This is a genomic window from Ignavibacteriota bacterium, from assembly GCA_016218045.1.
Taxonomy (GTDB): Bacteria; Bacteroidota; Ignavibacteria; order SZUA-365; family SZUA-365; genus JACRFB01.
The window spans coordinates 63,334-86,753 of record JACRFB010000004.1 but is presented as its reverse complement, the minus strand read 5'-3'; the positions used below and the strand labels follow the sequence as shown (position 1 = coordinate 86,753).

The window sequence follows — 23,420 nt, the reverse complement described above, 5'->3', positions numbered from 1 at the left end:
CGACCACACAGGGACTTCCATGAGAGTCGCTTTCCGACCCGCCCTTCTTGCGGCCGCGCTGTGCGTGCTGGCCGGCTTTCCGCTCACCGCGCAAATCACCGCGCCCGCGCTGCTCGGCACACATCCGAAACAGTATCCGTGTATGAAGACACTCGCGCCCCCGGCCATCGACGGCCGCCTCGACGACGTGACGTGGATGGACGCACCGTGGACCGACTCCTTCCTCGACATCGAGGGCGCGCGCAAACCCAAGCCGCGCTACAAGACCCGCGTGAAGATGTTGTGGGATGAAAGCCATCTCTACATCGCGGCCGAACTGGAGGAACCGCATCTGTGGGCACGGCTGCTGAAACGCGACACTGTGATTTTCTACGACAACGACTTCGAAGTCTTCATCGATCCCAACGGCGACTCGCACGAGTACTACGAGTTCGAGATGAACGCCTACAACACCGGCTGGGATCTGTTCCTGCCCATCCCGTACAAGGACGGCGGCTCCGCGCGCGACGCCTTCGACTTCGACGGGATACGCACCGCCGTGCAGTTGTACGGCACCATCAACGATCCCCGCGACACCGACACCGGGTGGACGCTCGAGATCGCGATCCCATTCCGTTCCTTCAACGCGGGCCGCGAACCGCTTCCCGCCGTCGCGGAAGGCGGCGTGTGGCGCATCAATTTCTCGCGTGTCGAATGGCGCGCGGAGATCGACAAAAACCGCTACGTCAAGCGCGAGGGCATACGCGAGGACAACTGGGTGTGGGCGCCGCAGGGAGTGATCGACATGCACCGTCCCGAGATGTGGGGCTATCTGCACTTCGTGAAACCGCGCGATCATTCCGCGCCGCAGGTGCTGCCGAAGGATCCCCTGCACGAGGCGAAGAGTTACCTTATGTCGCTGTACTACATGCAGCGGACGTACAAGGACAAGCGCAAACAGTATGCGCCCGATCTGCGCGCGCTCGGGGCTCCAGTCGCGCGCGAGGGACTGTTCACCTCGCAGCCCATGATACGGCGCTCCGGCGACGGCTACATCATCGAGGGCGGCGTGCGCAACGGCGGCGAGACGGCCGTGGTGGTGAGTGTGTCGCACGACGCCGCGCTGCGCGTGCGCAAGCCGTGACGCAGCGCGGAGTGGGGCGTCGGGTGCATACAGACGCGGACAGCGAATCCCGCAACGAGCGTGGCTCGCGGAGGCGGCCGCTTTTGCGCGCAGTGCTGTTGTGTTGTCTGTACGTCGCCGTGCTGTTGAGCGGCACAGCCGACGCGCAAGTACGCGAATCGGCGGCGGCGCGTGATGCGCGTATGCGCTGGTGGCGAGAAGCACGTTTCGGCATCTTCATCCACTGGGGACTGTACGCCATTCCCGCCCGCGGCGAATGGGTGATGTACAACGAGAAAATTCCCGCGTCGGAATACGAGAAACTTGCACTGAAATTTAAACCCGCGGCCTTCGACGGACTCGCCTGGGCGCGCATCGCGCGCGAGGCGGGCGCGCGCTATATCGTCATCACCTCGAAACATCACGACGGGTTCTGCCTCTGGCCCTCGGCACACACGCGGTACGACGTGGCCGACGCCACACCCTTTACGCAGGACGTGCTGCGCGAACTCGCCGACGGCTGCGAAAAGGAGGGGATCCGATTCGGGGTCTACCATTCGATCATGGATTGGCATCACCCCGGCGCCAACGGCGCCGCCTTCCCGCGCTATCGCGACGGCACAATGATACCGCAGTTGAAGGAAATTGTGGACCGCTACAATCCCGCGGTGCTCTGGTTCGACGGTGAATGGATCGGCGAGTGGAGCGAGGAGCAGGGCAGGGCGCTGTACGCGCAGCTCCGCACATGGAAGCCCGACATCATCGTGAACAACCGCGTGGGCAAGGGACGGCTCGGAATGGCGGGAGTGGACGGCGAGGCCGGCGGCGCGGGCGATTTCGGCACGCCGGAACAGCAGGTGCCCGCATCGCGTCTCGACGGCCTCGACTGGGAAACGTGTATGACGATGAACGGCCATTGGGGGTATGCCGCAGCCGACACGCAATGGAAATCCACTCGCGAGTTGATCCGCACACTTGCCGACGTGGTGTCGAAGGGCGGCAACTTCCTGCTCAACGTCGGGCCCGACGAATTGGGCCAGATTCCGAAACCCTCGGTGCAGCGCCTCGAACAGATCGGGAAGTGGATGCATGCCAACGGCGAATCCATATACGGCACCACCTATTCGCCGTTTCACGACACGCCCTGGGGCCGCTGCACCATGAAGCGGCTCACCGACGGCACAACGCGCCTGTACCTGCACGTGTTCCAATGGCCCGCCGACGGCGTGCTGCACGTGCCGGGACTCGGGACGGCTCCGGCGCGCGCCTACATGCTCGCGGAAAAATTCCGCGGCCTGCGCGCCGATCATCACGGCGACACCGTGTCGCTGAGTGTGCCGCTGGTGCCGCAGGATGCGTTTTTACCCGTGCTGGTGCTCGAATACATCGGCGATCCGGTCGTCTTTGTGCCGCCGCGTATCGAGGCGCCTGCAGACATTTTCATCGACCAGCTCATAGTGACTCTCGGCCAGGCGCCGAAGGGCGCTGAATATCGGATCAGTGTGTCCGATTCCAGCGGCGCGGGGGAATGGCGCGTGTATCAGGGACCACTGCGGCTGACGCGCAGCGCCGTTGTACGCGCCCGGTGCTGGTTCCGCGGCAGCGCTGTGGGGCCGGTGATCGAGCGCCGTTTCGAGCGGCATCAGCCGCGTCCCGCCGACAAGACCGCGTCTCTGTTGCCCGGCCTTGCCTGGCGCTACGCCGAAGGGCAGTGGAGCGCCGCGCCGTCGCTCGACACCGTTGCAGTGTCCGCGTCGGGCACGGCGCGCGAAGTGTCGCTGACGGACCGCAAGCGCGACGAACACTTTGCGATGGACTTCCGCGGTTACGTGCGCGTGCCGGCCGACGGTGTGTACCGCTTCACCCTCGATTCCGACGACGGCTCCGTGCTGGAAGTAGGTGGCGCGACTGTTGTCGACAACGACGGCTTCCACGGCATACGTCTGCGCAGCGGTTCCGTCGCACTGCGCAGGGGCGTGCATCGGATCCGCATCCGCTACTTCAACGGCACCGCCGACCGCGAACTGCGCCTTTCCCTGCGCGACGGATCGGGAAAAAAATTCGATCCACGTCCGCTTCTTTTCCACACCGCCGACCTGCGGTGACAACCACCGAGCCATACACCACAGCATTGTAGATCCGCCATGATCACGCGACTCTCCATCATATTTCTTCTCTGTGTCCTCTGCATTCCTCGCGCCGCCGCGCAGCGTATCGTCACCGCGCAGCGCGACGAGGGCGCGCGCACCGTGCTCACACTCGCCAACGACAAGGTCGAATGCAGCGTGGTGCTCGAGAACGGTCGCCTCGTGCTCGACCGCCTTGTGGCGCGGCCCGACTGGGCGCACGGCTTCGGCACATCGCCAGTAGCCGTGGAGACCGACGGCGACTTTGCGGCCGAGATCATGTGGACCGACTGGCAGGCGCCCAAGAGCGAGCAGAACGCCGAGAATCCCGTGACACTCACAAAGAGCGATTTCACCGTGCGCGCCGTGTCGTTTCAACCCGACACCGACGGCTCGATGGAATTGTGGCTCGACATGGCCTGTGTTCACCGGCCGATGCATCTGCGCCTCACCTACCGCCTGCGCGACAACGATTTTGTGCTGCGCAGAAAGGTGACGCTGCGCGACAGCAGCGGCCGCGGACATTTCCTGCAGTACCTCGCAACGCGCGACGGCGCAGTCGCGGGCCGCGCGAAGATCGTCAAGGACGGAGGCTTTGGGCAGCCAGCCGCGCTGCAGTCGCTCGACGGCGCGGCATTTTTTGGACTCGAGTATCCGGCCGCCGAAACGCGTCTCACGCAGACCGGACAGCGCTTGCGTCTGCTTTCCCGCCAGGAGGCGGGCGAGAAGATCACCGCGGCGGGATTTGAAGGCGCGTGGGCCGTATCGGCGGCGGTGCCGGATTACGCCGTGAAACGCTGGTTTATGGAATACGTGCGCGAGATACGCGTCGCGGATCCGCGGCCGTATCTGCTGTACAATTCGTGGTACGATCTGCGTTCCACCGAGTACCCGCGCGTGCCCGCCGAGAACCGCATGAACGAGGCGAATGTGCTGCGCATCGCGACGCGCTTGCGCGAGACCCTCATCGAAAAACACGGTATACCGCTCGACGCCTTTGTGCTCGACGACGGCTGGGACGACTACGCCAGCGACTGGGTGCTGCGCGCGCGGGAATTTCCGAATGGCCTCGATCCCATCATGAAGGAACTCGACAAATCGGGCACGCGGCTCGGTCTCTGGTTCGGGCCCACGGGCGGCTACTCCTTCCGCTCGCGCCGCATCGAGTGGATGAAGAATCACGGCTACGAGGTGACAAGCGCGGGCACACGCGACGCCATGCTCTGCATCGCGGGAAAGAAATATTCGGAACTGCTCGGCACGCGCCTCCGCAACGCGCTGGACGCCGTCGGCGCGCGCTACTTTAAACTCGACGGATTTCAGTTCTCGTGCAGCGAAGCGGATCACGGCCATGCCGCCGGCATCTACTCGCGCCGTGCGGGCGTGCAGTCGGTATTCTCGCTCGCGCGAGCAGCACGCGAGACACGGCCCGACGTGTACCTCAACATCACATCCGGCACCTGGCTCAGCCCCTGGTGGCTGCTGGCGGCGAATCAGATCTGGATGCAGGGCGAGGATCACGCCTACGCCGACGTGCCCTCGCTGCAGCAGCGCGACGCGGCCATCACCTACCGCGACCGCACGCTGTACGAGGGACTGCGCAAGCAGGACAATTGGTTTCCCATGGAAAACCTCATGACACACGGCATCATCAAGGGCACGCTCGAAAGCGGCGGAGGAGACAGCGAGCCGATCGAGAGTTTCAACAACGAGGTGATGATGTACCTCGCACGCGGCGTGTCGATGTGGGAATTGTACATCTCGCCCGACCGGCTGTCGGAGCCGGAGTGGGACGTGCTTGCCGCCGCGCTGCGCTGGGCGCGCGACCGCTTCCCCGTGCTCTCGACCACGGAAATGATCGGCGGCGATCCGGGCAGGCGCGAGGCCTACGGATACATGCATTTCCGCGGCACCCGCGGCATCATCGCCGCGCGCAATCCCTGGGTGGACAACTGCGCGCTGAAAGTACAGCTCACACACGCCTTCGGCGTCGACGCCGACGCGCAGGAACTGGTGGTCGAGAAGGTATATCCCGAGCGATGGATCAGTCCGCGGCTCTTCAAATCGGGCGAATCCATGAGTCTGCCCCTCGGCGGCTACGAGACCGCGGTGTACGAGGTGTATCCGCTGCGCGAGGCGCGGCGTCCGCTGATCGCCGGGGTGCCCTTCGTGGCCACGGCCGCAAATGCACAGGAGTATCGGATCTCTTTATACGGAAAAGCCGACGAACTCGTGCTGCTCAATCCCGGCACCGTGTCGACGATGACGATGGAAGGGCGGTCCACAACGATGCAGCAGCTCCTGCAGGTCACCGAATCGGGCCGGCTGCCCGTGCCGAAAAACAGCGTGACGCTGCGTCCCGACTCCGCCCGCCGGTATGCTGACCTCGAGTTCTCGATCGACCGCAGTGTGCGTTCGGCGACACTGGCCGTGCTGTTGACCCCGGCCAACACCGACGAGAAGGACACAGTGGTGGTTACCTGGGAAGGTGTCGACAGCACAACGACGCTCACGCGGCTCGACGGCGAGGGCAACTCGGTATGGTACACCCGCCCGGCCGTGACAGGTAAAAATGCCGGACGCCTGCGTTTCACCGTACGGGGTGGAGACGGCCAATGGAACGGTCGCGCAACCACGTACGCGATCTGCGACCAGAAACAGCCGCAGGTGGACGTGGTCGTGACCACCGGGGACGAGATCGTGGAGCCGCCCCTGCCGCGCCTGGCACTGGCCCGCGCGGTTGTGCGCGAACACGTGCGCCTCGGCGAAGTGGATCTGCGCGCCACCGCGGAATAGCGGCGTCGTTTCCATTCCGCGCGCATCCGCATGGTCGGCAGACGGCGTGCCGCGGAAGGGCGGATTCCTCCTCTCACATCCTCTTCGTAATATTCCGCAAGCATCGGAGCAGGAAATATGAAATCGTACACGCGCCTCACGCACTGCATACTCCTTCTTGCGACGGCGGCTCCCGCGTTGTTGGGACAGAATCCCATCCTCGAGCGTATCGTGCCACGGCCCGTCGAGCTTGGGTTCACACAGCAGTCCTTCACCTTCGACGAGCACACCACCGTGCTCTACTCACTGCGCACGCCCGAGAATGTGCCTCCAGGGATTTCCGATTTTGTGATCCGGATGCGCGAGCGCCTGCCCGTGGCTTCCGCCGGGGCGGCGCTGAATCTCGCCAACACCACCGAGGAATTGCGCGGCGCCTGGACCATCGAGCGCGATTCGACGGACACACGGCTCGGCCTAGAGGGATACCGGCTCAACGTGCATCCGACAAACATCGAACTGAAGGCCGCGACCTGGGCGGGTGTCTTCCGCGGCATGCAGACGGTGCTGCAACTGCTTCCGCCGGAATTCGACACCAGTACCGTGCGGCGCCGCTGGACCATTCCCTGCGTTTCCATCGTCGACACGCCTCGTTTCTCGTGGCGCGGTATGCATCTCGACGTGGGCAGGCACATGTTCCCCGTCTCCTTCATCAAGAAGTACATCGACCTGCTTGCCCTCTACAAATTCAACACCTTCCACTGGCATCTGACCGAAGACCAGGGCTGGCGCATCGAAATCAAGAAGTATCCGAAGCTCACCAGCGTGGGAGCATGGCGCGGCGAAACGATGGGCGACGGCACGCGTTACGGCGGATTCTACACGCAGAAGGAAATCCGCGAGGTGGTGGAGTACGCGGCGCAGCGCTTCATCACCGTCGTGCCCGAGATCGAAATGCCCGGACACAGCGTCGCCGCGCTTGCGGCGTATCCCGAACTCGCCTGCACCCGCGGACCCTTCGCGGTCAGTACGCGGTGGGGCGTCGAGGACGATGTGCTCTGCGCGGGCAACGACAAGGTGTTCACCTTCCTCGAAAACGTCCTGTCGGAAGTGCTCGCGCTGTTCCCGTCGAAGTTCATACACATCGGCGGAGACGAATGTCCCAAAGTGCGCTGGAAGGCCTGCGCCAAGTGCCAGGCGCGCATGAAGCAGCATGGACTCGCGACGGAGCACGAACTGCAGAGTTGGTTCATTCAGCGCGTCGAAAAATTCCTCAACAGCAAGGGGCGGCGGATTATCGGGTGGGACGAGATACTCGAGGGAGGTCTTGCGCCCAACGCGGCGGTGATGTCGTGGCGCGGCGTCGCGGGCGGAATCGAGGCGGCCAAAGCGGGCCACGATGTGGTGATGACACCCACATCACACTGTTACTTCGACTACGCGCAGGGGCGCAGCGGCGAGCCCACCAAGGCCGGCGGCTATATTCCCGCCGACACGGTGTACATGTTCGAACCCGTCCCCGCGGCATTAACTCCCGACGAAGCGCGGCACGTGCTCGGCGCGCAGGGCAATCTGTGGACCGAATGGATACCCGACGAGAAGACCGCCGAGTACATGGTGCTGCCGCGCCTGTGCGCGCTGGCCGAAGTCTTGTGGTCGCCGAAGCAGGGCCGTTCGCTCGAGAGTTTCCACCGGCGCATGGCACCGCAGTACGCCCGTTTTGTGGCACGCGGACTCAACTACCGCGTCCCGAATCCCATCGGTCCCGAGGGACGCACAGTGATTTTCGGCGACACCGTGGCCGAGTTCCGTTCGCCCGTGCCCGGGGCCGACATCCGCTTCACACGCGACGGCAGCGACGTGACCGCGGAATCGGAACGTTATCAGAGCCCGATCCCCGTATCCGGAAGCACCACACTTTCGGCGCGGCTTTTTATGCCCGACGGACGGAACAGCACGCCGACACAGAGCTGGTTCTACACCGTCGACCGCGCGCGCAACGGCGTGAAGTATGCATACTACGAGGGGAGCTGGACCTCGCTGCCTGATTTCTCACAGCTCACGCCCGCCCGCACGGGACACATCTACGATCTCGACAAACGGCTCGTTCCCACACGTGCAGACGAGTATGGGATCCGATTCTCCGGATCTCTCGACATCCCCGCGACGGGCAGCTACACGTTTTTCCTCGTCTCCGACGACGGGAGCCGCTTTTCGATTGGCGACGCGGCGCTCATCGACAACGACGGTCTGCACGGCAGCCGCGAGCGCAGCGGCACCGTGCGCCTCGCCAAAGGCCTGCATCCCTTCACCCTCGACTACTTCGAGAGTGGCGGCGACGAGCGGCTCGAACTCTGGATGCAGGCGGCTGATCTGGTCGACGATTCCACACCTGACGCACACGGTGTACATCTCGGACCCGCATCCGGGAAACACCCCATCGATCCGTCCATGCTGGTCGACACCACAAAATTTATTGACGCGCCCATGCCTGGAGTGATGGGCCTGCCCGATTCACCCAAAGTCCTTCCGAAGGAGCGCCGTCCATGACACACACGGGATTTGTCCGAGGCATCGTATCGCGCGCCACTGCTGTGCTGTGTGTGTGTGCGGCAGTGTTGTGTCCGTCGGTTTCGGCGCAGGACGTGCTCCGCTCCGTCAATCCGTTTATCGGAACAGGCGCGCACGGCCACACCTTTCCCGGAGCAACCGTGCCCTTCGGGATGGTGCAGCTCTCGCCGGATACACGCGTCGAGGGCTGGGATGCCTGCGGCGGCTACCACCATTCCGACAGCACGATACTCGGTTTCAGCCACACGCATCTGTCCGGCACCGGCGTGCCTGATTACGGCGACGTGCTCGTGCTGCCCGTGGCCGCGGGCACGGCGCTTGTGCCTCCGGGCGGCGCAAAACCGGGAGGCGGCACACGCGCGGCTTTCCGGCATGAAGACGAAAGGGCGACGCCGGGATATTACGACGTGACCTTCCGCGACACCCGCGTGCGCGCCGAACTCAGCGCAACTCTGCGCACGGGCTTTCACCGCTACACGTTTCCGCGCGGAAGCGCCGCGGCGCTGCTGGTGGACCTGCAGCACGGACTCGGACCCGACCGCGCGCGCGGCTGCGAATTCCGGCTCGTCAGCGATACCGAAGCCGTCGGTCTGCGCCGCTCCGCCGGCTGGGCAAAGGACCAGCAGGTCTTTTTTGTGATGCGTTTCTCGCGGCCCGTGGTGGCTGCGGTCATGACGGATTTTGAACACGAGTCCGACACGCGCGCGCTCACGGCGGAGAAGGGTCTGCGCGCCCGCCTCGAATTTCGCGCTGCCGACGGCGCGCCGTTGCTTGTCAAGGTGGCGCTGTCGGGGGTGGACGTGGACGGCGCGCGGAAAAATCTCGAGGCCGAAAATCCGGGATGGGATTTCAATGCTACGCGCGAGGCCGCCGCTGCCGCCTGGCGGAAAGAACTGCGCAAGATCGAGATCACGGGAGGGAGCGAGACGCAGCGCGCGGTGTTCTACACGGCGCTGTATCATTCGATGGTCGCTCCGAATGTGTGGAGCGATATCGACGGACGCTACCGCGGCATGGACGGCAAAGTGTACACAGCCGAGGGATGGACCATGTACACCGTGTTTTCGCTGTGGGATACGTTCCGTGCCCTGCATCCGCTGCTGTCCATCATCGACCGCGCGCGCACGCGCGACTTTGTGCGGTCCATGGTGGCGAAGGGCCGCGAGGCGCGTGTGCTTCCCGTGTGGGAACTCGCAGCGAACGAGACCTGGTGTATGATCGGCTATCACTCCGTGCCCGTGATTGTCGACGCGGCGATGAAGGGCATCACCGACTTCGACATGCAGACGGCGCTCGCGCTGATGAAACAGGGCGCCACGGCTGATCGTTTCGGATTGCGTTCCTATAACAGGTACGGCTTCATCCCCGGCGACGACGAGGGCGAATCCGTGTCGAAGACCCTCGAATACGCATACGACGACTGGTGTATATCGGCCTTCGCGCAGTCGCTCGGTTTTGAAAAGGACGCTGCCGAATACGCGCGCCGCGCGCAGGGGTGGAAACATCTGTTCGATCCGGGCACAGGATTCATGCGCCCGCGCATAAACGGCGGCTGGGCTGCGCCGTTTGATCCGTCCGCCGTGACGAATCATTACACCGAGGCGAATCCCTGGCAGTATTCGTTTTTTGTGCCGCAGGATGTGGATGGATTGATACGGGCTTTTGGCGGTGATGCGGCCTTTGTGCGGAAACTCGACACACTGTTCACCACCGCCTCGTCGCTCGCGGGCAGGGAACAGAGCGACATCACGGGCATGATAGGGCAGTACGCGCAGGGCAACGAACCGAGCCATCACGCGGCCTATCTCTATGCCTATGCCGGCGAGCCGCGTCGCACGCAGCAGCTCGCGCGCAAGATCATGGACTCGCTGTTCCACAACACGCCCGAGGGCATCTGCGGCAACGACGACTGCGGACAAATGTCGGCATGGTATGTCATGAGTGCGCTCGGTGTGTACCAGGTGTGTCCCGGCCGCACGGAATACGTGCTCGGTTCTCCGCTGTTCCCCGAGGCGCGTATCAATCTCGAGAACGGCCGCACTTTCACGATGCGCATGGAATCGAAGAACCATGTCGTGCGGCGGCGCACCTTGAACGGACAAGAGTATGCACAGTGGTATCTCGATCACGCGGCCATCGAGGCGGGCGGCACCTTTGTGTGCAGCGATGCGGGCAACGACGACGAGGGCCTCGCGGCGCCACGTGCAACGCGTCCGCACTCCTCGATGCAGAACGACGCGTTGATCGCGCCCGCCATCGTCGCGAGCGCAGCGTCCTTTCGCGACAGTCTGTCAGTCACCGTGGCGAATTACAGCGACGGGGCAGAACTACTCGTGGCGACTGTTGAAAACCCAGGTCCGGCCGATTACACCCCGTATCGCGGACCGATCACACTCCGTTCCGACGCGGTGATCAGCGCGTACACGCAGAAGGACGGGCGGCGCAGCGGCGTTGTGCGCGGGGTGTTCACGCGGCATGTGCCCGCGGGCACGGTGCGAATCAACACGCCGTATCAAGCGCATTATGCGGCCGGGGGCGACCAGGCCCTCGTCGACGGCGTGCGCGGCAGGGCCGATTTCCGCCTCGGCGGCTGGCAGGGCTGGGAGGAAAACGATCTCGATGTGACGCTCGATCTCGGCGCGCGCGCCGTGATAACCGCCGTGGGGCTCAGTTGTGTGCAGGATCACAACGCGTGGATCTTTTTCCCTCGTTCGGTGACCTTCGCGTTTTCGACCGACGGTGTGCACTTCAACAACGAACGCACCGTGATGAACACCGTACCCGAGGAGAAGGAAGGCGCGCTGATGAAGATCTTCGAGATGTCGGGAACGGTCGGCGCGCGGTATGTGCGTGTCACGGCGAAAAACGTGGGACGCTGCCCCGCGTGGCACAAAGGTGCGGGCGGCAAGGCCTGGATTTTTGCGGACGAGATCATCATTTCGAAACGGAAGCAGTGACATGGATCGGCGCACGTTCATCAAGGCGACGGGGGGATTGGCGGCCATGGCGGGGCTGCCCGCCGCGGATCTGCTCGCGGAAAACTCCGGCGTGGAAGAGGGGACGGGTCGTATGATGACGGTCGGTGTGTTCCGTGAGAAAGATTTCCCCTCGCCGGACGGCGACGCGCCCGACGATTCCGTCATCGATGCGGCGCTGAAGTCGGCCCGCGTCCTGCACCTCGATGCGCGCGCGCTCGAATCCGTCGACACGGCGGGAATCGACATCCTCATCACTCCCTATGGCTCCGCCTTCCCGCTCGATGCGATGGACGCGATGCTGCGGTATCTGCGGGCGGGTGGCAACTGGGTGAATCTCCGCGGCGTGCCACTGAGCAGGCCCGTGACCCGTGCAGGCGATCGCTGGATTCTGCACGACACACAGCCCGCGGGATATAGACCGCTGGGCATCTCGCATTTTCACGAAGTGCCGCATCCGCCAATGGCGAAATGGATGCAGGAAGGGCCGGTTCGTTTCGAACCCGAGGCCTTTCTCGATCCGTATGCGCCGTCGTCCACCTTCGCCCTGTATATCAAACTCACCACAAAAAAATCGTTTCCGGAAGAAGACGGCAGCGATGGTCCGCGCGAGGCCGTTCTGCAACCCGTGCTTCGTATGATCGACGCGGACGCGCGTATCATCAGCGCGCCGGTGCTGCTGATCGACCGGCTTGAAGGTCCGTACGCGGGGGGCCGCTGGGTGTTTGACGCCTCGCGCGGAGGCAGTCTCGGCACGTCGATGATTCGCGCCATGACGGCGCTGGCATCGACGGGCGCATTGGACCTGCGCGTCACCGTGTCCGATGCCTGCCCGCGTCCCGGCGACATGGTGCATGTATCCGCCGATGTGCTGCGGCGGAAGTCGCATCCTGCAGTCGCGATTACGCAACTGACGGTGGGACACACCGCGCCCGGGCGTGCATTTTCCGAGTTGCACATGCCCGAGGGCGGGATGGACATTCAAGTCCCGCCGCTCGAACGGCCCGGCCGTACGTCTTTGCATCATGTGAGTGCGGACGCCACGATCACCACGCCGTTCGGCACCTTCACGCAACAGCACAGGCAGGGCTTTGTGGCCTTCGATGCGTTGGTCTTCACACGCGGACGCGACATTACGGTGGACGGCGATCATTTCCGCTACGACGGCGCTATCACACCGATCATCGGCACCACACACATGGCGTCGGATGTACACCGCCGCTATCTGCTCGAACCGAATCCCGCCATCTGGGAGAAGGATTTTTCCGCGATGGACGATGCCGGCATCACCATGGTGCGGAACGGCATCTGGACCGGCTGGGCGCTGCATTCTGATGCGGACGGCACGCCGAAGGAGAGCGTGTTACGCGCGCTCGAGGCGTATTATCTGACAGCCCGCGCTACACGCGTCGGCATGCCTGTCATCTTCACGTTTTTTGCGTTCCTGCCCGAGTCCTGGGGCGGGGTGAATCCCTTCCTCGATCCGAAAGCGCTCGAGGCACAGGAACGTTTTGTGGGCGGATTTGCGCGGCGTTTCACGGACGCGAAGGAAATACTGTGGGACTTCATCAACGAACCGTCCTTCAGTTCCGCGAAACATCTGTGGTCCGTGCGCCCCAACGGCGATGAACACGAGCGTGCCGCGTGGATCGAATGGCTGCGCGCGTCTTTCCCGACGGCAAAAACGGATCGGGAACTCCGAAATATCTGCGCGACGACGTTCCGCGTTTCGCCTGCGCGCGCGCTCGATCTGCCCGTGCCCGAGGATTTCCAGGAGATGAACCTGCATGGCGACAGGAGTCCGCGCAAGGCCGCCGCGTACCGCTTCTTCGCGCAGGCCATGTTCACACGCTGGGCGGCGCGACTGCGTGATGTGGTGAAGCGCGAGGCGGGTCCGCAGCACCTTGTCACAGTGGGGCAGGACGAGGGCGGCGCCTACGACAGGCCTGCGCCGCAGTTCCACGCGGGTGTGGTGGATTTTACCTGCCTGCACAACTGGTGGTCGAACGACGATCTGTTGTGGGACGGCATCGTGACCAAGGTGCCCGGAGTGACACATCTTGTCGAGGAAACGGGCGTGATGATGTACGAGACCCGCGACGGGCTGCCCTGGCGCAGCGAGGACGAGGCCGCGGCGCTGCTCGACCGGAAATGCGCCTATTCCTTTGCCGCGGGCGGCGCGGGTTTCATCGAATGGGCGTGGAACACCAATCCGTATATGGATTCCGACAATGAAGCCGCCATCGGCCTGCATCGTGCCGACGGCACGGCAAAACCGGAACTCGAGGTGATAAAGAAGTACTGGCGGCTGTACGGCGACCGCGGTCGCATGATGGAAAAACCCGCCGCACCCCGTGTGGCGCTGGTGCTGCCGCACACCCATATGTTCCAGACGCGCAATCTCGCGAGTGACGCGACGAAGCGTGCCGTGCGCGCCCTCGAGTACCACTGCCGCGTGCGCATACACGCCGTGACCGAATTTGCCATCGAGCGCCTGCCGTCGGACACGGCGCTGCTTGTGATTCCAGCGCCTCTGTTTCTGTCCGATGCAGCATGGACGCAGATCGTCGCCCGCATCCGAACAGGCGCGATCGTGTACCTCAGCGGTGCCTTCGAACGCAACGAGCACGGCGAGGTGGTGCGTGAGCGGCTTGCGATGGTGAACACCCTGTACGACACGCGTCCCGTTGCCGCGGAAGAGACGTTGAAAATAGGGGATCAAACGATCCGATTCGGTTTCCGCGGCGAGCGCCTTCAGCGTGTCGAGAAGGCGCTCACGTCGGCGGATGCCGGCGCGCAGGCGAGTGCCTTCTCGATTCTGCCGGTCACAAAGGAGCTGGCGGGCGGAGCCACGACTACGGGACGCTTGCTGTGGACCGGCCTGCCGATAGAATGCAGCGACGACATCGAATCGATCGCCGCCGTGTACCGTCACGTGCTTCGGGCCGCGCGCCTCACGCCGGAGTTCACCGTCACACCCGACATGCCCGGCATCTTCGTACGCCGCATCACCTACGCACAGAACGTGTGTTACATCGCCGTCTCCGAAACCTCCGCGAACCTCGAGGTCCGCATCACGGATCACACAACAGCCAAAACCATCAACATGCTCCTTCCCGCCGGCCGCACCGCCGTCGAGTGGCTCTAAGAGTCGTCAACGTCCCCAGTCCCTACTCCCGACTCCCCACTCCCTACTCCTGACTCCCCACTCCCTACTCCCCACTCCCTACTCCCCACTCCCAACTCCCTACTCCGGTGAACCTTTCCCGCCTCCGCGCCCTGAATGACGAGTATCGCACGATGCTGCTCGACGACATCATGCCGTTTTGGATGCGCTACGCGCCAGACCATGAGCACGGTGGATTTCTGCATCACCTCGACAGGGAAGGGCGTGTGTATTCGACGGACAAGGGCGTGTGGATACAGTGCCGCGCCGTGTGGATGCTCTCGACTTTGTACAACACGGTCGAGAAACGGCAGGAGTGGCTCGATGCCGCGGCATCGGGATACGATTTTGTGACCCGGCACGCCTTCGACGAAGACGGGCGTATGTTTTTCCTGCTGACACGCGAGGGAGTACCGTTGCGCAAGCGCCGCTATCTCTTCAGCGAGTCTTTCGGCGCCATCGCCTGCAACGCCTTCGGCAGGGCCGCGGGCGACGACGCGGCGGTGGAGCGCGGCGCGGCGATATTCCGCACGCTGCTGCGGCATCACACGACGCCCGGACTCCTCGAGCCGAAACTCTATCCCGCGGCGCGCGACCTCAAGTCGCACGCGATGCCGATGATCATTCTGGCGACCGCGCAGGAATTACGCGAGGGAGGTCGTGCCTCCAACCACGACACGATTGCGGCCGCGTCCGTCGAGGAGATATTACGCGACTTCGTCAAACCCGAGATTCCGGCCCTGCTCGAGCACGTGGCGCGCGACGGTGCCCGCGTGGATGTGCCCGCGGGCCGGCTGGTGAATCCGGGTCACGCGATCGAAACGTCGTGGTTCCTCATGCGCGAGGCGCGGCGCAACGGCGACGAGGCGCTGATCGACCGCGCCTGCGACATACTCGACTGGTCGCTCGCACTCGGATGGGACGACGAGTACGGCGGACTCTTCTCGTTTGTGGACTGCGACGGCTGGCCCTGCGAACAGCTCGAGTGGGACATGAAATTATGGTGGCCGCACACCGAGGCCCTGTACGCGCTGCTCCTGGCGCATCATCTCACCGGCGACACGCGTTACGAGGAGTGGTTCGAGCGTATACACGAGTACACCATGACGCATTTCCCCGACCCCGAACACGGCGAGTGGTTCGGCTACCTCCACCGCGACGGCACCGTGTCCCACACGCTGAAGGGCGGCCTCTGGAAGGGTCCCTTCCACGTCCCGCGTGCGCTGCTCAATCTCGTGCACTTGACAGAGGAGATGGTGGGGTAGGTGGCGGGGCACCCGCATAACCCCTCGTATCACACCTTGATATCCTGTATTTTCGGAACAGAAAGGATATCGCCATGAAATACATCGTCAGTGTCATGTTCCTCCTGCTCCCTCTGGCGGCGCGGGCCCAGAGCGCGGCGGAGATCATCCGCAAAAGCGAAGACGCCATCAAGGGCAGCAGTTGCCGCGGCACCTTTTCCATGACGGTCGTGACTCCGGATTACACGCGGCGCATGGAGATGGAGAGCTGGTGGGTGGGCAACGACAAGGCGCTTATCGTGATCCGTGCGCCGAAAAAGGAAGCAGGTAACAAGACGCTGAAAATCGGCAACGAGATGTGGAGCTACCTCCGCAACACCGAAATGACGATCAAAATCCCGCCCTCGATGATGCTGCAATCCTGGAACGGATCCGACTTCACCAACGACGATCTCGTACGCGAATCGAATCTCGAGAAGGACTATTCTCAAAGCCTCACGGGCAACGTAACCCGCGACGGCGAGGAATGCTGGAGCGTGCTCCTCCTGCCGCGCCCGAATGCCCCCGTCGTCTGGGGGCGCATCATCTATATCGTGCGAAAGTCCGATTACCTGCCTTCACGCATCGAATACTTCGATGAAAAAAAGCGGCTGATGCGTGTGATGGAATTTGCAGACATCCGGCCCGTCGGGAAACGGACCATCCCCACAAAGTGGATCATGATAAATTCCGCCAAACCCGGGCACCGCACTGAATTCGAGATCGTAAAAGCCGACTTCGATATCGGCATTCCCGACCGCATCTTCTCGCTGCGCGAACTCGAACGAGGGAATTGACATGCGCCTCCTGCTACGGATGGCCTGGCGCAACCTGTGGCGAAACCGTCGGCGCACACTGCTCACACTTTTCGCCGTGTTTTTTGCAACCATGCTCTGCGTGGTGCAACGCGGCATGGACGTGGGCAACGACGCGGCAAACATCGCTTTCGCGATCGACCTGTATCCCGCGGCCCTGCAGGTTCAACACGCGAAATATCTCGACGCACCCTCGCTGCGCCGTTCGCTGCGGCTGGATCCACTGATGCTGCGGGCGATCGAGACACATGCTGCCGTGCGCGCAGCGACGCCGCGCATCGAGGGCAATGGACTCGTCGCGTACAAAGACCACTCCATGGGTGTCGCGCTCTTTGGAGTGGATCCTGCGCGCGAGGCGCGGACGAGCACACTGTTCTCGCGCTTCCGTCCTCCACTCGCGGATGCGTCTTGGCGGCAGGGCGATATCGTCGTCGGTCGCACCTTGCTCGAAAATCTCGGGGCGCGTATCGGCGATAGCGTCGTGGTGCTTGCACAGGGGTACGACGGGGCGCTGGGCAACCTCCGCTTCCGCATCGGATCCACTTTCCGCACCGGTTCGACGGAACTCGACGGAGCCGGACTGTTCCTCCGCCTGGAAGACGCGCAGATGCTGCTCGCCATGGAAGGCCGCGCGACTGCGATCGCCGTTGCCGCGCGTGATCTCGATGACATCGACGACACCGAAGCGGCCGTGTCTGCAACCATCGCCCCCGACACCACGCTCGCGGCGGTGCGCTGGAACCGCATCATCCCCGACGTGCAGCAGGCGGCGGAATTGAACGAAACGGGAGGTCTGCTCTTTCTCTCGATCCTCGTCCTTGTTGTGGGCTTCGGCATTCTGAACACGATACTGATGTCCGTCACCGAACGCTTCCGTGAATTCGGCGTCATGCTCGCGCTCGGCATGCGCAACAGCACACTCGCCGTGCTGGTCTCCCTCGAAATTCTGCTCATCCTTCTCATGGCGCAGACGGGCGGCCTCGTGATAGGATATGCAATCAACGCGTGGATCATCGCTCACCCGATACAACTCACGGGCGACATGGCCGTGGCGATGGAGCAGTACGGCTATCAGCCGGTGCTCACCTCCACCGTGCGCTGGTCGATGCTGCGCGAGATGCTTGTGCTCATCTCGACGGTCACACTCGTCCTCGCCTCGTATCCGGTCTGGCGCGTGTTCCGACTCGAGTCGTTGAAAGGAATACGGCACACATGAGAAACGGAGCGTAGGAATGCTACTCCGCATTGCGTGGCGGAATCTCTGGCGGAACAAACGGCGCTCGGGCATCGTGCTTGCCTCGGTGATCGTGGGACTCATCGCCATCATTCTCGACGAAAGCGTCGTAACGGGTTTTGTGAATCAGATGCTCGAGAATCAGATCGGCGCGCATGTCACGCATGTGCTGATCCACCGCAAGGGATTCCGCGAGAACATGCTAGTGGACCGCACCATACCCGATCCGGCTGCACTCCTCGCACGTCTCGACACGATGCACGGTGTCAAGGCGTTCGACACGCGTGTTGTGTCGTTCGGGCTTGCGAGCAGCGCCGAGAATTCGTCGGGCGCGATGATCGTGGGAGTAGGTCCGCGCGAAGATGAACTCACCACCATTGCCTCGAGCATCGTGGAAGGGCAGTATGTTGATGCGGACGGCGGGGGAATTCTGATAGGAAAAAAACTTGCGGAGAAACTGAATGTGACACTCGGCGAGAAGATTGTGCTTATGGCGTCCGCGCGCGATGGATCCGTCGCCAACGCGATGTACCGCGTCTGCGGACTCTATTCCAGCTTCTCATCCGAATTCGAGAAGACCTACGTGTACATCACACGCGGCGACGCACAGGCGATGCTGGGTATCGGGGACGCGGTGCATGAGATCGCGGTGCGTGTGGAGGATCCGTCCCGTGTGGCCTCCATCGCGGCCGTTCTGCGCGTGGGCACGGATCCGCGCACGGAATGTCTTTCGTACGAGGAAATTTTACCTCTGCTGGTCAGTCAGGTCGAGATGTACAAGAACATGATGTGGTTCATCTACCTCATTGTTGGCGCGGCCATGGTATTCGGCATCGTGAACGCGATGCTCATGTCGGTGTTCGAACGCATCCGTGAATTTGGCGTGTTGCTTGCCACGGGCATGAGCACGGGCACGCTGTTTCGCCTTGTGCTGCTCGAGGCACTCCTGCTCGGGCTCGTCGGCACGGCGCTGGGCATGGGGGCCGGACTCGCGGTGTATGCCCGGCTCGCGGCCACGGGACTCGATCTCGCCGTCTTTGCTGAAGGCATGACGGCATGGGGCATTGGCACCGTCATCACGCCCGAGCTGTCGTACACCACCGTGCTGCGGCAGGCGCTCGTGGTGCCGCTGCTGTGTATGCTCGCGGCGTTGTATCCCGCATGGAAGGCCGTGCGGCTCCAGCCAGTCCAGGCAATCTCGTTTGTGTAATTCCGAGGCGAACATGGATCACGCAGTCATAGAAGTCGAAGGTCTTGAAAAAACGTACGCCAACAACGGCGTCGCTGTCGAGGCCCTGCGCAACATCAACCTTCGCATCGGCGCGGGCGAATTCCTCGCCATCGCGGGCCCGTCGGGATCGGGCAAGACCACCCTGCTCAACATTATCGGCCTGCTCGACGAGCAGACCCGCGGCCGCCTCCTCCTCGACGGCCACGATCTCGCGGGTGTGTCGCGGCAGGAACGCGCGCGTATTCGTCTGCGGCGCATGGGATTTATCTTCCAGGCCTACAATCTCATCCCCGTACTCACCGCCCTCGAGAACATCGAGTTTGTGATGATGCTGCAGGGAGTGGGCGAAAAAGAGCGGCGCGCCCGCGCGCTTGCAGTGATGGAGGAACTCGGCATAGGCGACCTTGCGGAAGCGCGACCCGCCCGCATGAGCGGCGGACAGCAGCAGCGTGTCGCGGTGGCGCGCGCCATCGTGCATCAGCCGCCCATCGTGCTTGCTGATGAACCCACTGCCAATCTCGATTCCAAAACCGCGCATGTGCTTATCGACATAATGAACCGGCTCTGTGAGGAACGGAATATCACGTTTGTCTTTTCCTCGCACGATCAGAATGTGCTCGACCACTCGCGCCGCCTGGTGTTGCTGCACGACGGCGAGATCGTGTCCGACGAGAGGAAGTAACATCATGCGACAGCGCCCCCGCCGTTTTGCGTACGGCGTGCTACTCGTAAGCGCGTTCGCTCTTTCCTGCGCGCATAATCTCCATGCCCAGGAGGTGGCGCTCACAGGGTACGTCATGGACCTGGGATCCGCGCAGTGGTTGCGACCGGAGTTTGCGCGTCTGTTGCACGCTGATACACGGTCGTTCGCGAATATTCTGCGCGCGCGTCTCAAGCCCGCCGTGACGATGGGGGAGCATGTCACTCTCGGGGCCGAGTACGAGGTCGCCTGGTCGCGCTTCGGCGCGGGCATCTTCACGGTGCAGCCGGATCTGCGGCATCGGCAATGGACGCCGCTGCGGTGGGTGATCACGGAGTCCGACGCGGGCAATGTGATTCACTTCATCGACCGCCTCGCGCTGACGCTCGGCTCCGACGACGGATCCGTCGTGCTGGGCCGGCAGCGCATTTCCTGGGGCACGGGACGAGTGTGGAATCCCACGGACCTTTTCCATCCACTCAACAGCGCGGTGTTCGGCAAAATCGAGAAGGATGGTGTGGATGCGATATCCGCCAAGTATGCCTTCGGTTCTTTTACGGATGTGCAATGTGTCGTGAATGTGGCCGAGGCGGATCGTCGTATCAATGCCGCGCTCCGTTTCCGCACAAATGCGGCCGAGCAGGATCTCTCGCTCATCGTCGGCCGTTTCGACGATTGTGCCATCGTGGGGGCGGACCTTGCTGGGAATCTCTTCGATGCGGGTGTGCGCGGAGAAATTCTGTACACGTTTGATGAACGGCTGCACGGGATGGAAACGATACAGACGATTGCGGGCATCGATTATCAGTTCACAGCCGATCTGTACTTGGCCCTCGAATACCACTTCAATGGCCGCGGATCCGCGCAACCATCCGGTTACAATCTTACCCTGCTCTCGTCGGGCCGCATTCTGAACCTCGGACGCAATTACCTCGCCGCCATCACAACAGTACAAGTACACCCGTTGCTACTCGTAACAGGCGGCGGCACAGTGAGTCTGACCGACGGCAGTACCTTCTATAATCTCGCCGCAACCTGGTCCCTCCACGACGAGGCCGCGCTCTCCTGCGGCGCCATGCTCTTCGCCGGCGACGCGGGAGATGAGTACTGGTATTACCCGCGGGTGCTGTTCCTCCGCGGGGAATGGTATTTTTAACCCCGTGAATCGCTACTTTCCGCTTGTATGGCAAAATGTTGGATTCCGCTGCTGCTGCTGCTCCTGCTCCCACTCGCGGAATCGCGGACGCAGGACGATTCGGCTCGTGTGCCGCTGCGCACCATCGACGAGGTGCTGCTGCGCAACGACTCGTTGATCGTGCGCGGAGCCGTGTACAGCATCGAACGCACCCGCGAATCCGATTTCAGTGTCGCGCTGTTGGGCGGACTCTCGCAACTCAACGGCGACGTCAACGACGGAGCAACCTTTCCCGGTGCAAAACGTCCGTGGCTTTGGACCGTCAATCTGCCCGCCTTCTACCGCTTTGACACCGAGGAGCTGCCGCTTATCGGAGAAACGGATCTGATACTCCGCGGCGGGCTCTCCTTCAACCGTATACAGGGCGACTATCCTGGATACAGCGTGACCAACTGGGTTACGGGAGTCTACGCGGCGTTCGAAACGGACTTCCGCGATTTTGTCGGCATCGGCGGACCGGTGCAGCCCTTTCTCTATGCCGGACCCGCGTACGTGTGGCACTCACCGAACGTGGAAAACGTCAGCCCGCAGCATCGTGTGCGGCGTCAGTATCAGGACGGCACGGGAAGCTCCGCGGTGGCGCTCCTCTTCGGAGGCGGTCTGCGCTGGCAGCTCACGGAGCGTGTGGAGATTCTTGCCGGGTACGAGAAGGTACTGACCTTCACCGATGCGCTCGATCATTTTGTGTCTGGGCTCAACGACAATATCGCGGGCTTGTCGCTGGGTCTGCGTATTTCCTTCGTCTCCGCCCGTGTCGACACGGTGGCCGACATCTACGAATCCTCGTCATATTACCCGCCGCCCACGGTGCCGCAGCGTTGCGACCTGCTCGACCGCCTCGCTGCCGATTGTGCGCCGTGGCGCGCGCGCTCCATGGCGCAGTTCGACCAGAACGCGCGTGCCTCGTACCGCCGCCTCGAGAAGCTCGACAGCGACGGCGACGGACTCAGCGATGCCGATGAACTCCATTTCTACGGGACGAATCCGCGCGAGAGCGACAGCGATCTCGACGGGCTGACGGATCTCGACGAGGTGGTGGGGACCGTGGTGCGCGAAGATCTCGGCGCGGTGGAACTCTGCGGCGCTCCCGGCATGACGTTGCGCCGTCTTCGCGAGGAACTGCAGCGGCCCGCGCGCAAACGTATCGTCATCACCAATCCCGCGTCGCGCGACACCGATCAGGACGGCATCGACGACCGCACCGAACTCTGTTTCACACACACGGATCCCTGCCGCTACGATACCGACGGCGACGGTCTGGGCGATTATCTCGAGAGTTTCAGCACCGTCACCGATCCGTTGCGGGCCGATTCGGATGGCGACGGCCTCGGCGATTGTGAAGAGATGCTCGTGTATGGAACCAATCCGCTGTTGCGCGACACCGACTTCGATGCCATCAGCGACAGCGCCGACGTGCACGGCTCGTCGGTGCGCGACATGCGGCAGTCGGCCGAGGGCTGCCGCGACGGCCTCGTCCTCGAGCGCGGCATCACCTTTGCGAGCGGATCCTGGGAACTGGGCGCCGAGGCTGCGCCGCGGCTCTCGCGGCTCTACGAGTTTCTGCTCCGTACACCCGCCGCGCGGCTCGAGATAACGGGCTTTGCCGATTCCGATCCGCTGCGCGACAGCGACATGCGCGCGCGCGGCAGCAGGGCGGGCGAGCGCAACAAGAATATCGAACTCAGTGAACGCCGGGCCCGCGCCGTTGCGCACTGGCTGACGGCGCGGCGCATCCCGCCGCAGCGTCTGGTGATTACTGCAGGCGGGCCGCTCTCCGGCGAACAGGAGGAAGTGAAGAGGGCGAATAGACGGGTCGAGGTGACGGTGCTCCGCTGCCGCTGAACGCGGCGGCGCCGTGTTGGACCGGGCCGTATCTGCCCGGTATATGCCGCGGGAACAGGGAGGCGAGAATTTGCTCGCGTCCCACACGCGTGTTGAGCCACGCCTCGCGCGCCTGCGCCTCGTCCATGTTTTGAAAGCGTTCGATGTGCTGCACCTGCCAGTCGCTCCCCGCGCTGGTCCATCTGATGCGACCCTGATTGTGTTGACGGACGCTCTGCGCCACATCGGCGCTGCAGCCGATGTGTATGAGTCCTTCGGCGCTTCGTAGAATGTAAACAAACGGCATGGACACTCCCTCGTGTACAAGTGGTGAAATCGTGTGCTTCCCCTTGTACTCGCGAGCCGGGAAAAATGTTCCCGCGGGATGCGGGAAAAATGAACGCGTCCGTCGATCGCAAGGAGTGTAAA

The 23,420-nt window shown here is 63.1% G+C and carries 14 protein-coding genes; 13 read left to right on the top strand and 1 reads right to left on the bottom strand.

The genetic code is table 11. From position 1 onward, the window contains the following. Window positions 1-19 precede the first annotated feature (19 nt). The 13 genes from HY962_01595 to HY962_01535 all read left to right on the top strand — a co-directional run bounded on the left by HY962_01595 (window position 20) and on the right by HY962_01535 (window position 23,012). Window positions 20-1,123: a carbohydrate-binding family 9-like protein gene (locus HY962_01595; protein ID MBI5645598.1), complete on the top strand. Its 1,104-nt coding sequence runs from the start codon at window positions 20-22 to the stop codon at window positions 1,121-1,123. Between the two features lie 83 nt (window positions 1,124-1,206). Then, a complete protein-coding gene (locus HY962_01590) occupies window positions 1,207-3,207 on the top strand; it encodes an alpha-L-fucosidase (GenBank protein MBI5645597.1) in 2,001 nt (666 codons plus the stop codon). Window positions 3,208-3,246: 39 nt separating this feature from the next. Beyond that, window positions 3,247-6,024 carry an alpha-galactosidase gene (locus HY962_01585; protein ID MBI5645596.1) on the top strand — a complete coding sequence of 926 codons (2,778 nt, stop codon included), beginning with the start codon at window positions 3,247-3,249 and terminating at the stop codon, window positions 6,022-6,024. 117 nt (window positions 6,025-6,141) lie between these two features. Next, window positions 6,142-8,550 carry a family 20 glycosylhydrolase gene (locus tag HY962_01580; protein ID MBI5645595.1) on the top strand — a complete coding sequence of 803 codons (2,409 nt, stop codon included), beginning with the start codon at window positions 6,142-6,144 and terminating at the stop codon, window positions 8,548-8,550. Next, window positions 8,547-11,528, top strand: coding sequence for a glycoside hydrolase family 92 protein (locus HY962_01575; protein ID MBI5645594.1), 2,982 nt, complete (start codon window positions 8,547-8,549; stop codon window positions 11,526-11,528). The genes HY962_01580 and HY962_01575 overlap by 4 nt, the downstream gene beginning before the upstream one ends. A gap of 1 nt (window position 11,529) precedes the next feature. Beyond that, complete coding sequence (locus HY962_01570; protein ID MBI5645593.1) at window positions 11,530-14,694, top strand: hypothetical protein; 3,165 nt, start codon at window positions 11,530-11,532, stop codon at window positions 14,692-14,694. A gap of 152 nt (window positions 14,695-14,846) precedes the next feature. Further along, the gene (locus HY962_01565) at window positions 14,847-15,977 is read left to right on the top strand and encodes an AGE family epimerase/isomerase (protein ID MBI5645592.1); all 1,131 of its coding nucleotides are present in this window, start codon (window positions 14,847-14,849) and stop codon (window positions 15,975-15,977) included. A 74-nt stretch (window positions 15,978-16,051) separates the two neighbouring features. Continuing rightward, window positions 16,052-16,792, top strand: a complete 741-nt coding sequence (locus HY962_01560; GenBank protein MBI5645591.1) for an outer membrane lipoprotein-sorting protein — start codon at window positions 16,052-16,054, stop codon at window positions 16,790-16,792. Between the two features lies 1 nt (window position 16,793). After that, window positions 16,794-18,026, top strand: coding sequence for an ABC transporter permease (locus tag HY962_01555; GenBank protein MBI5645590.1), 1,233 nt, complete (start codon window positions 16,794-16,796; stop codon window positions 18,024-18,026). 16 nt (window positions 18,027-18,042) lie between these two features. After that, complete coding sequence (locus HY962_01550; protein MBI5645589.1) at window positions 18,043-19,254, top strand: ABC transporter permease; 1,212 nt, start codon at window positions 18,043-18,045, stop codon at window positions 19,252-19,254. Window positions 19,255-19,267: 13 nt separating this feature from the next. Beyond that, entirely contained in the window at window positions 19,268-19,957 is a 690-nt protein-coding gene (locus tag HY962_01545; protein ID MBI5645588.1) for an ABC transporter ATP-binding protein, read from the top strand. 4 nt (window positions 19,958-19,961) lie between these two features. Beyond that, complete coding sequence (locus HY962_01540; protein MBI5645587.1) at window positions 19,962-21,131, top strand: hypothetical protein; 1,170 nt, start codon at window positions 19,962-19,964, stop codon at window positions 21,129-21,131. 27 nt (window positions 21,132-21,158) lie between these two features. Beyond that, window positions 21,159-23,012 (top strand): OmpA family protein, encoded by a 1,854-nt coding sequence (locus HY962_01535; protein MBI5645586.1) that lies wholly within the window; start codon window positions 21,159-21,161, stop codon window positions 23,010-23,012. Here HY962_01535 and HY962_01530 read toward each other — a convergent pair. Beyond that, a complete protein-coding gene (locus HY962_01530) occupies window positions 22,924-23,298 on the bottom strand; it encodes a GIY-YIG nuclease family protein (protein ID MBI5645585.1) in 375 nt (124 codons plus the stop codon). The two genes, HY962_01535 and HY962_01530, sit on opposite strands and share 89 nt — an antisense overlap. Window positions 23,299-23,420: the final 122 nt, after the last annotated feature.

What these genes read in the sequence shown, in the direction of transcription:
- HY962_01595 (MBI5645598.1), top strand. Translation starts at nt 20, where the DNA reads ATGAGAGTCGCTTTCCGACCCGCCCTTCTTGCGGCCGCGCTGTGCGTG.
- HY962_01585 (MBI5645596.1), top strand. Translation starts at nt 3,247, where the DNA reads ATGATCACGCGACTCTCCATCATATTTCTTCTCTGTGTCCTCTGCATT.
- HY962_01580 (MBI5645595.1), top strand. Translation starts at nt 6,142, where the DNA reads ATGAAATCGTACACGCGCCTCACGCACTGCATACTCCTTCTTGCGACG.
- HY962_01575 (MBI5645594.1), top strand. Translation starts at nt 8,547, where the DNA reads ATGACACACACGGGATTTGTCCGAGGCATCGTATCGCGCGCCACTGCT.
- HY962_01570 (MBI5645593.1), top strand. Translation starts at nt 11,530, where the DNA reads ATGGATCGGCGCACGTTCATCAAGGCGACGGGGGGATTGGCGGCCATG.
- HY962_01565 (MBI5645592.1), top strand. Translation starts at nt 14,847, where the DNA reads ATGCTGCTCGACGACATCATGCCGTTTTGGATGCGCTACGCGCCAGAC.
- HY962_01560 (MBI5645591.1), top strand. Translation starts at nt 16,052, where the DNA reads ATGAAATACATCGTCAGTGTCATGTTCCTCCTGCTCCCTCTGGCGGCG.
- HY962_01555 (MBI5645590.1), top strand. Translation starts at nt 16,794, where the DNA reads ATGCGCCTCCTGCTACGGATGGCCTGGCGCAACCTGTGGCGAAACCGT.
- HY962_01550 (MBI5645589.1), top strand. Translation starts at nt 18,043, where the DNA reads ATGCTACTCCGCATTGCGTGGCGGAATCTCTGGCGGAACAAACGGCGC.
- HY962_01545 (MBI5645588.1), top strand. Translation starts at nt 19,268, where the DNA reads ATGGATCACGCAGTCATAGAAGTCGAAGGTCTTGAAAAAACGTACGCC.
- HY962_01540 (MBI5645587.1), top strand. Translation starts at nt 19,962, where the DNA reads ATGCGACAGCGCCCCCGCCGTTTTGCGTACGGCGTGCTACTCGTAAGC.
- HY962_01535 (MBI5645586.1), top strand. Translation starts at nt 21,159, where the DNA reads ATGGCAAAATGTTGGATTCCGCTGCTGCTGCTGCTCCTGCTCCCACTC.
- HY962_01530 (MBI5645585.1), bottom strand. Translation starts at nt 23,298, where the DNA reads ATGCCGTTTGTTTACATTCTACGAAGCGCCGAAGGACTCATACACATC.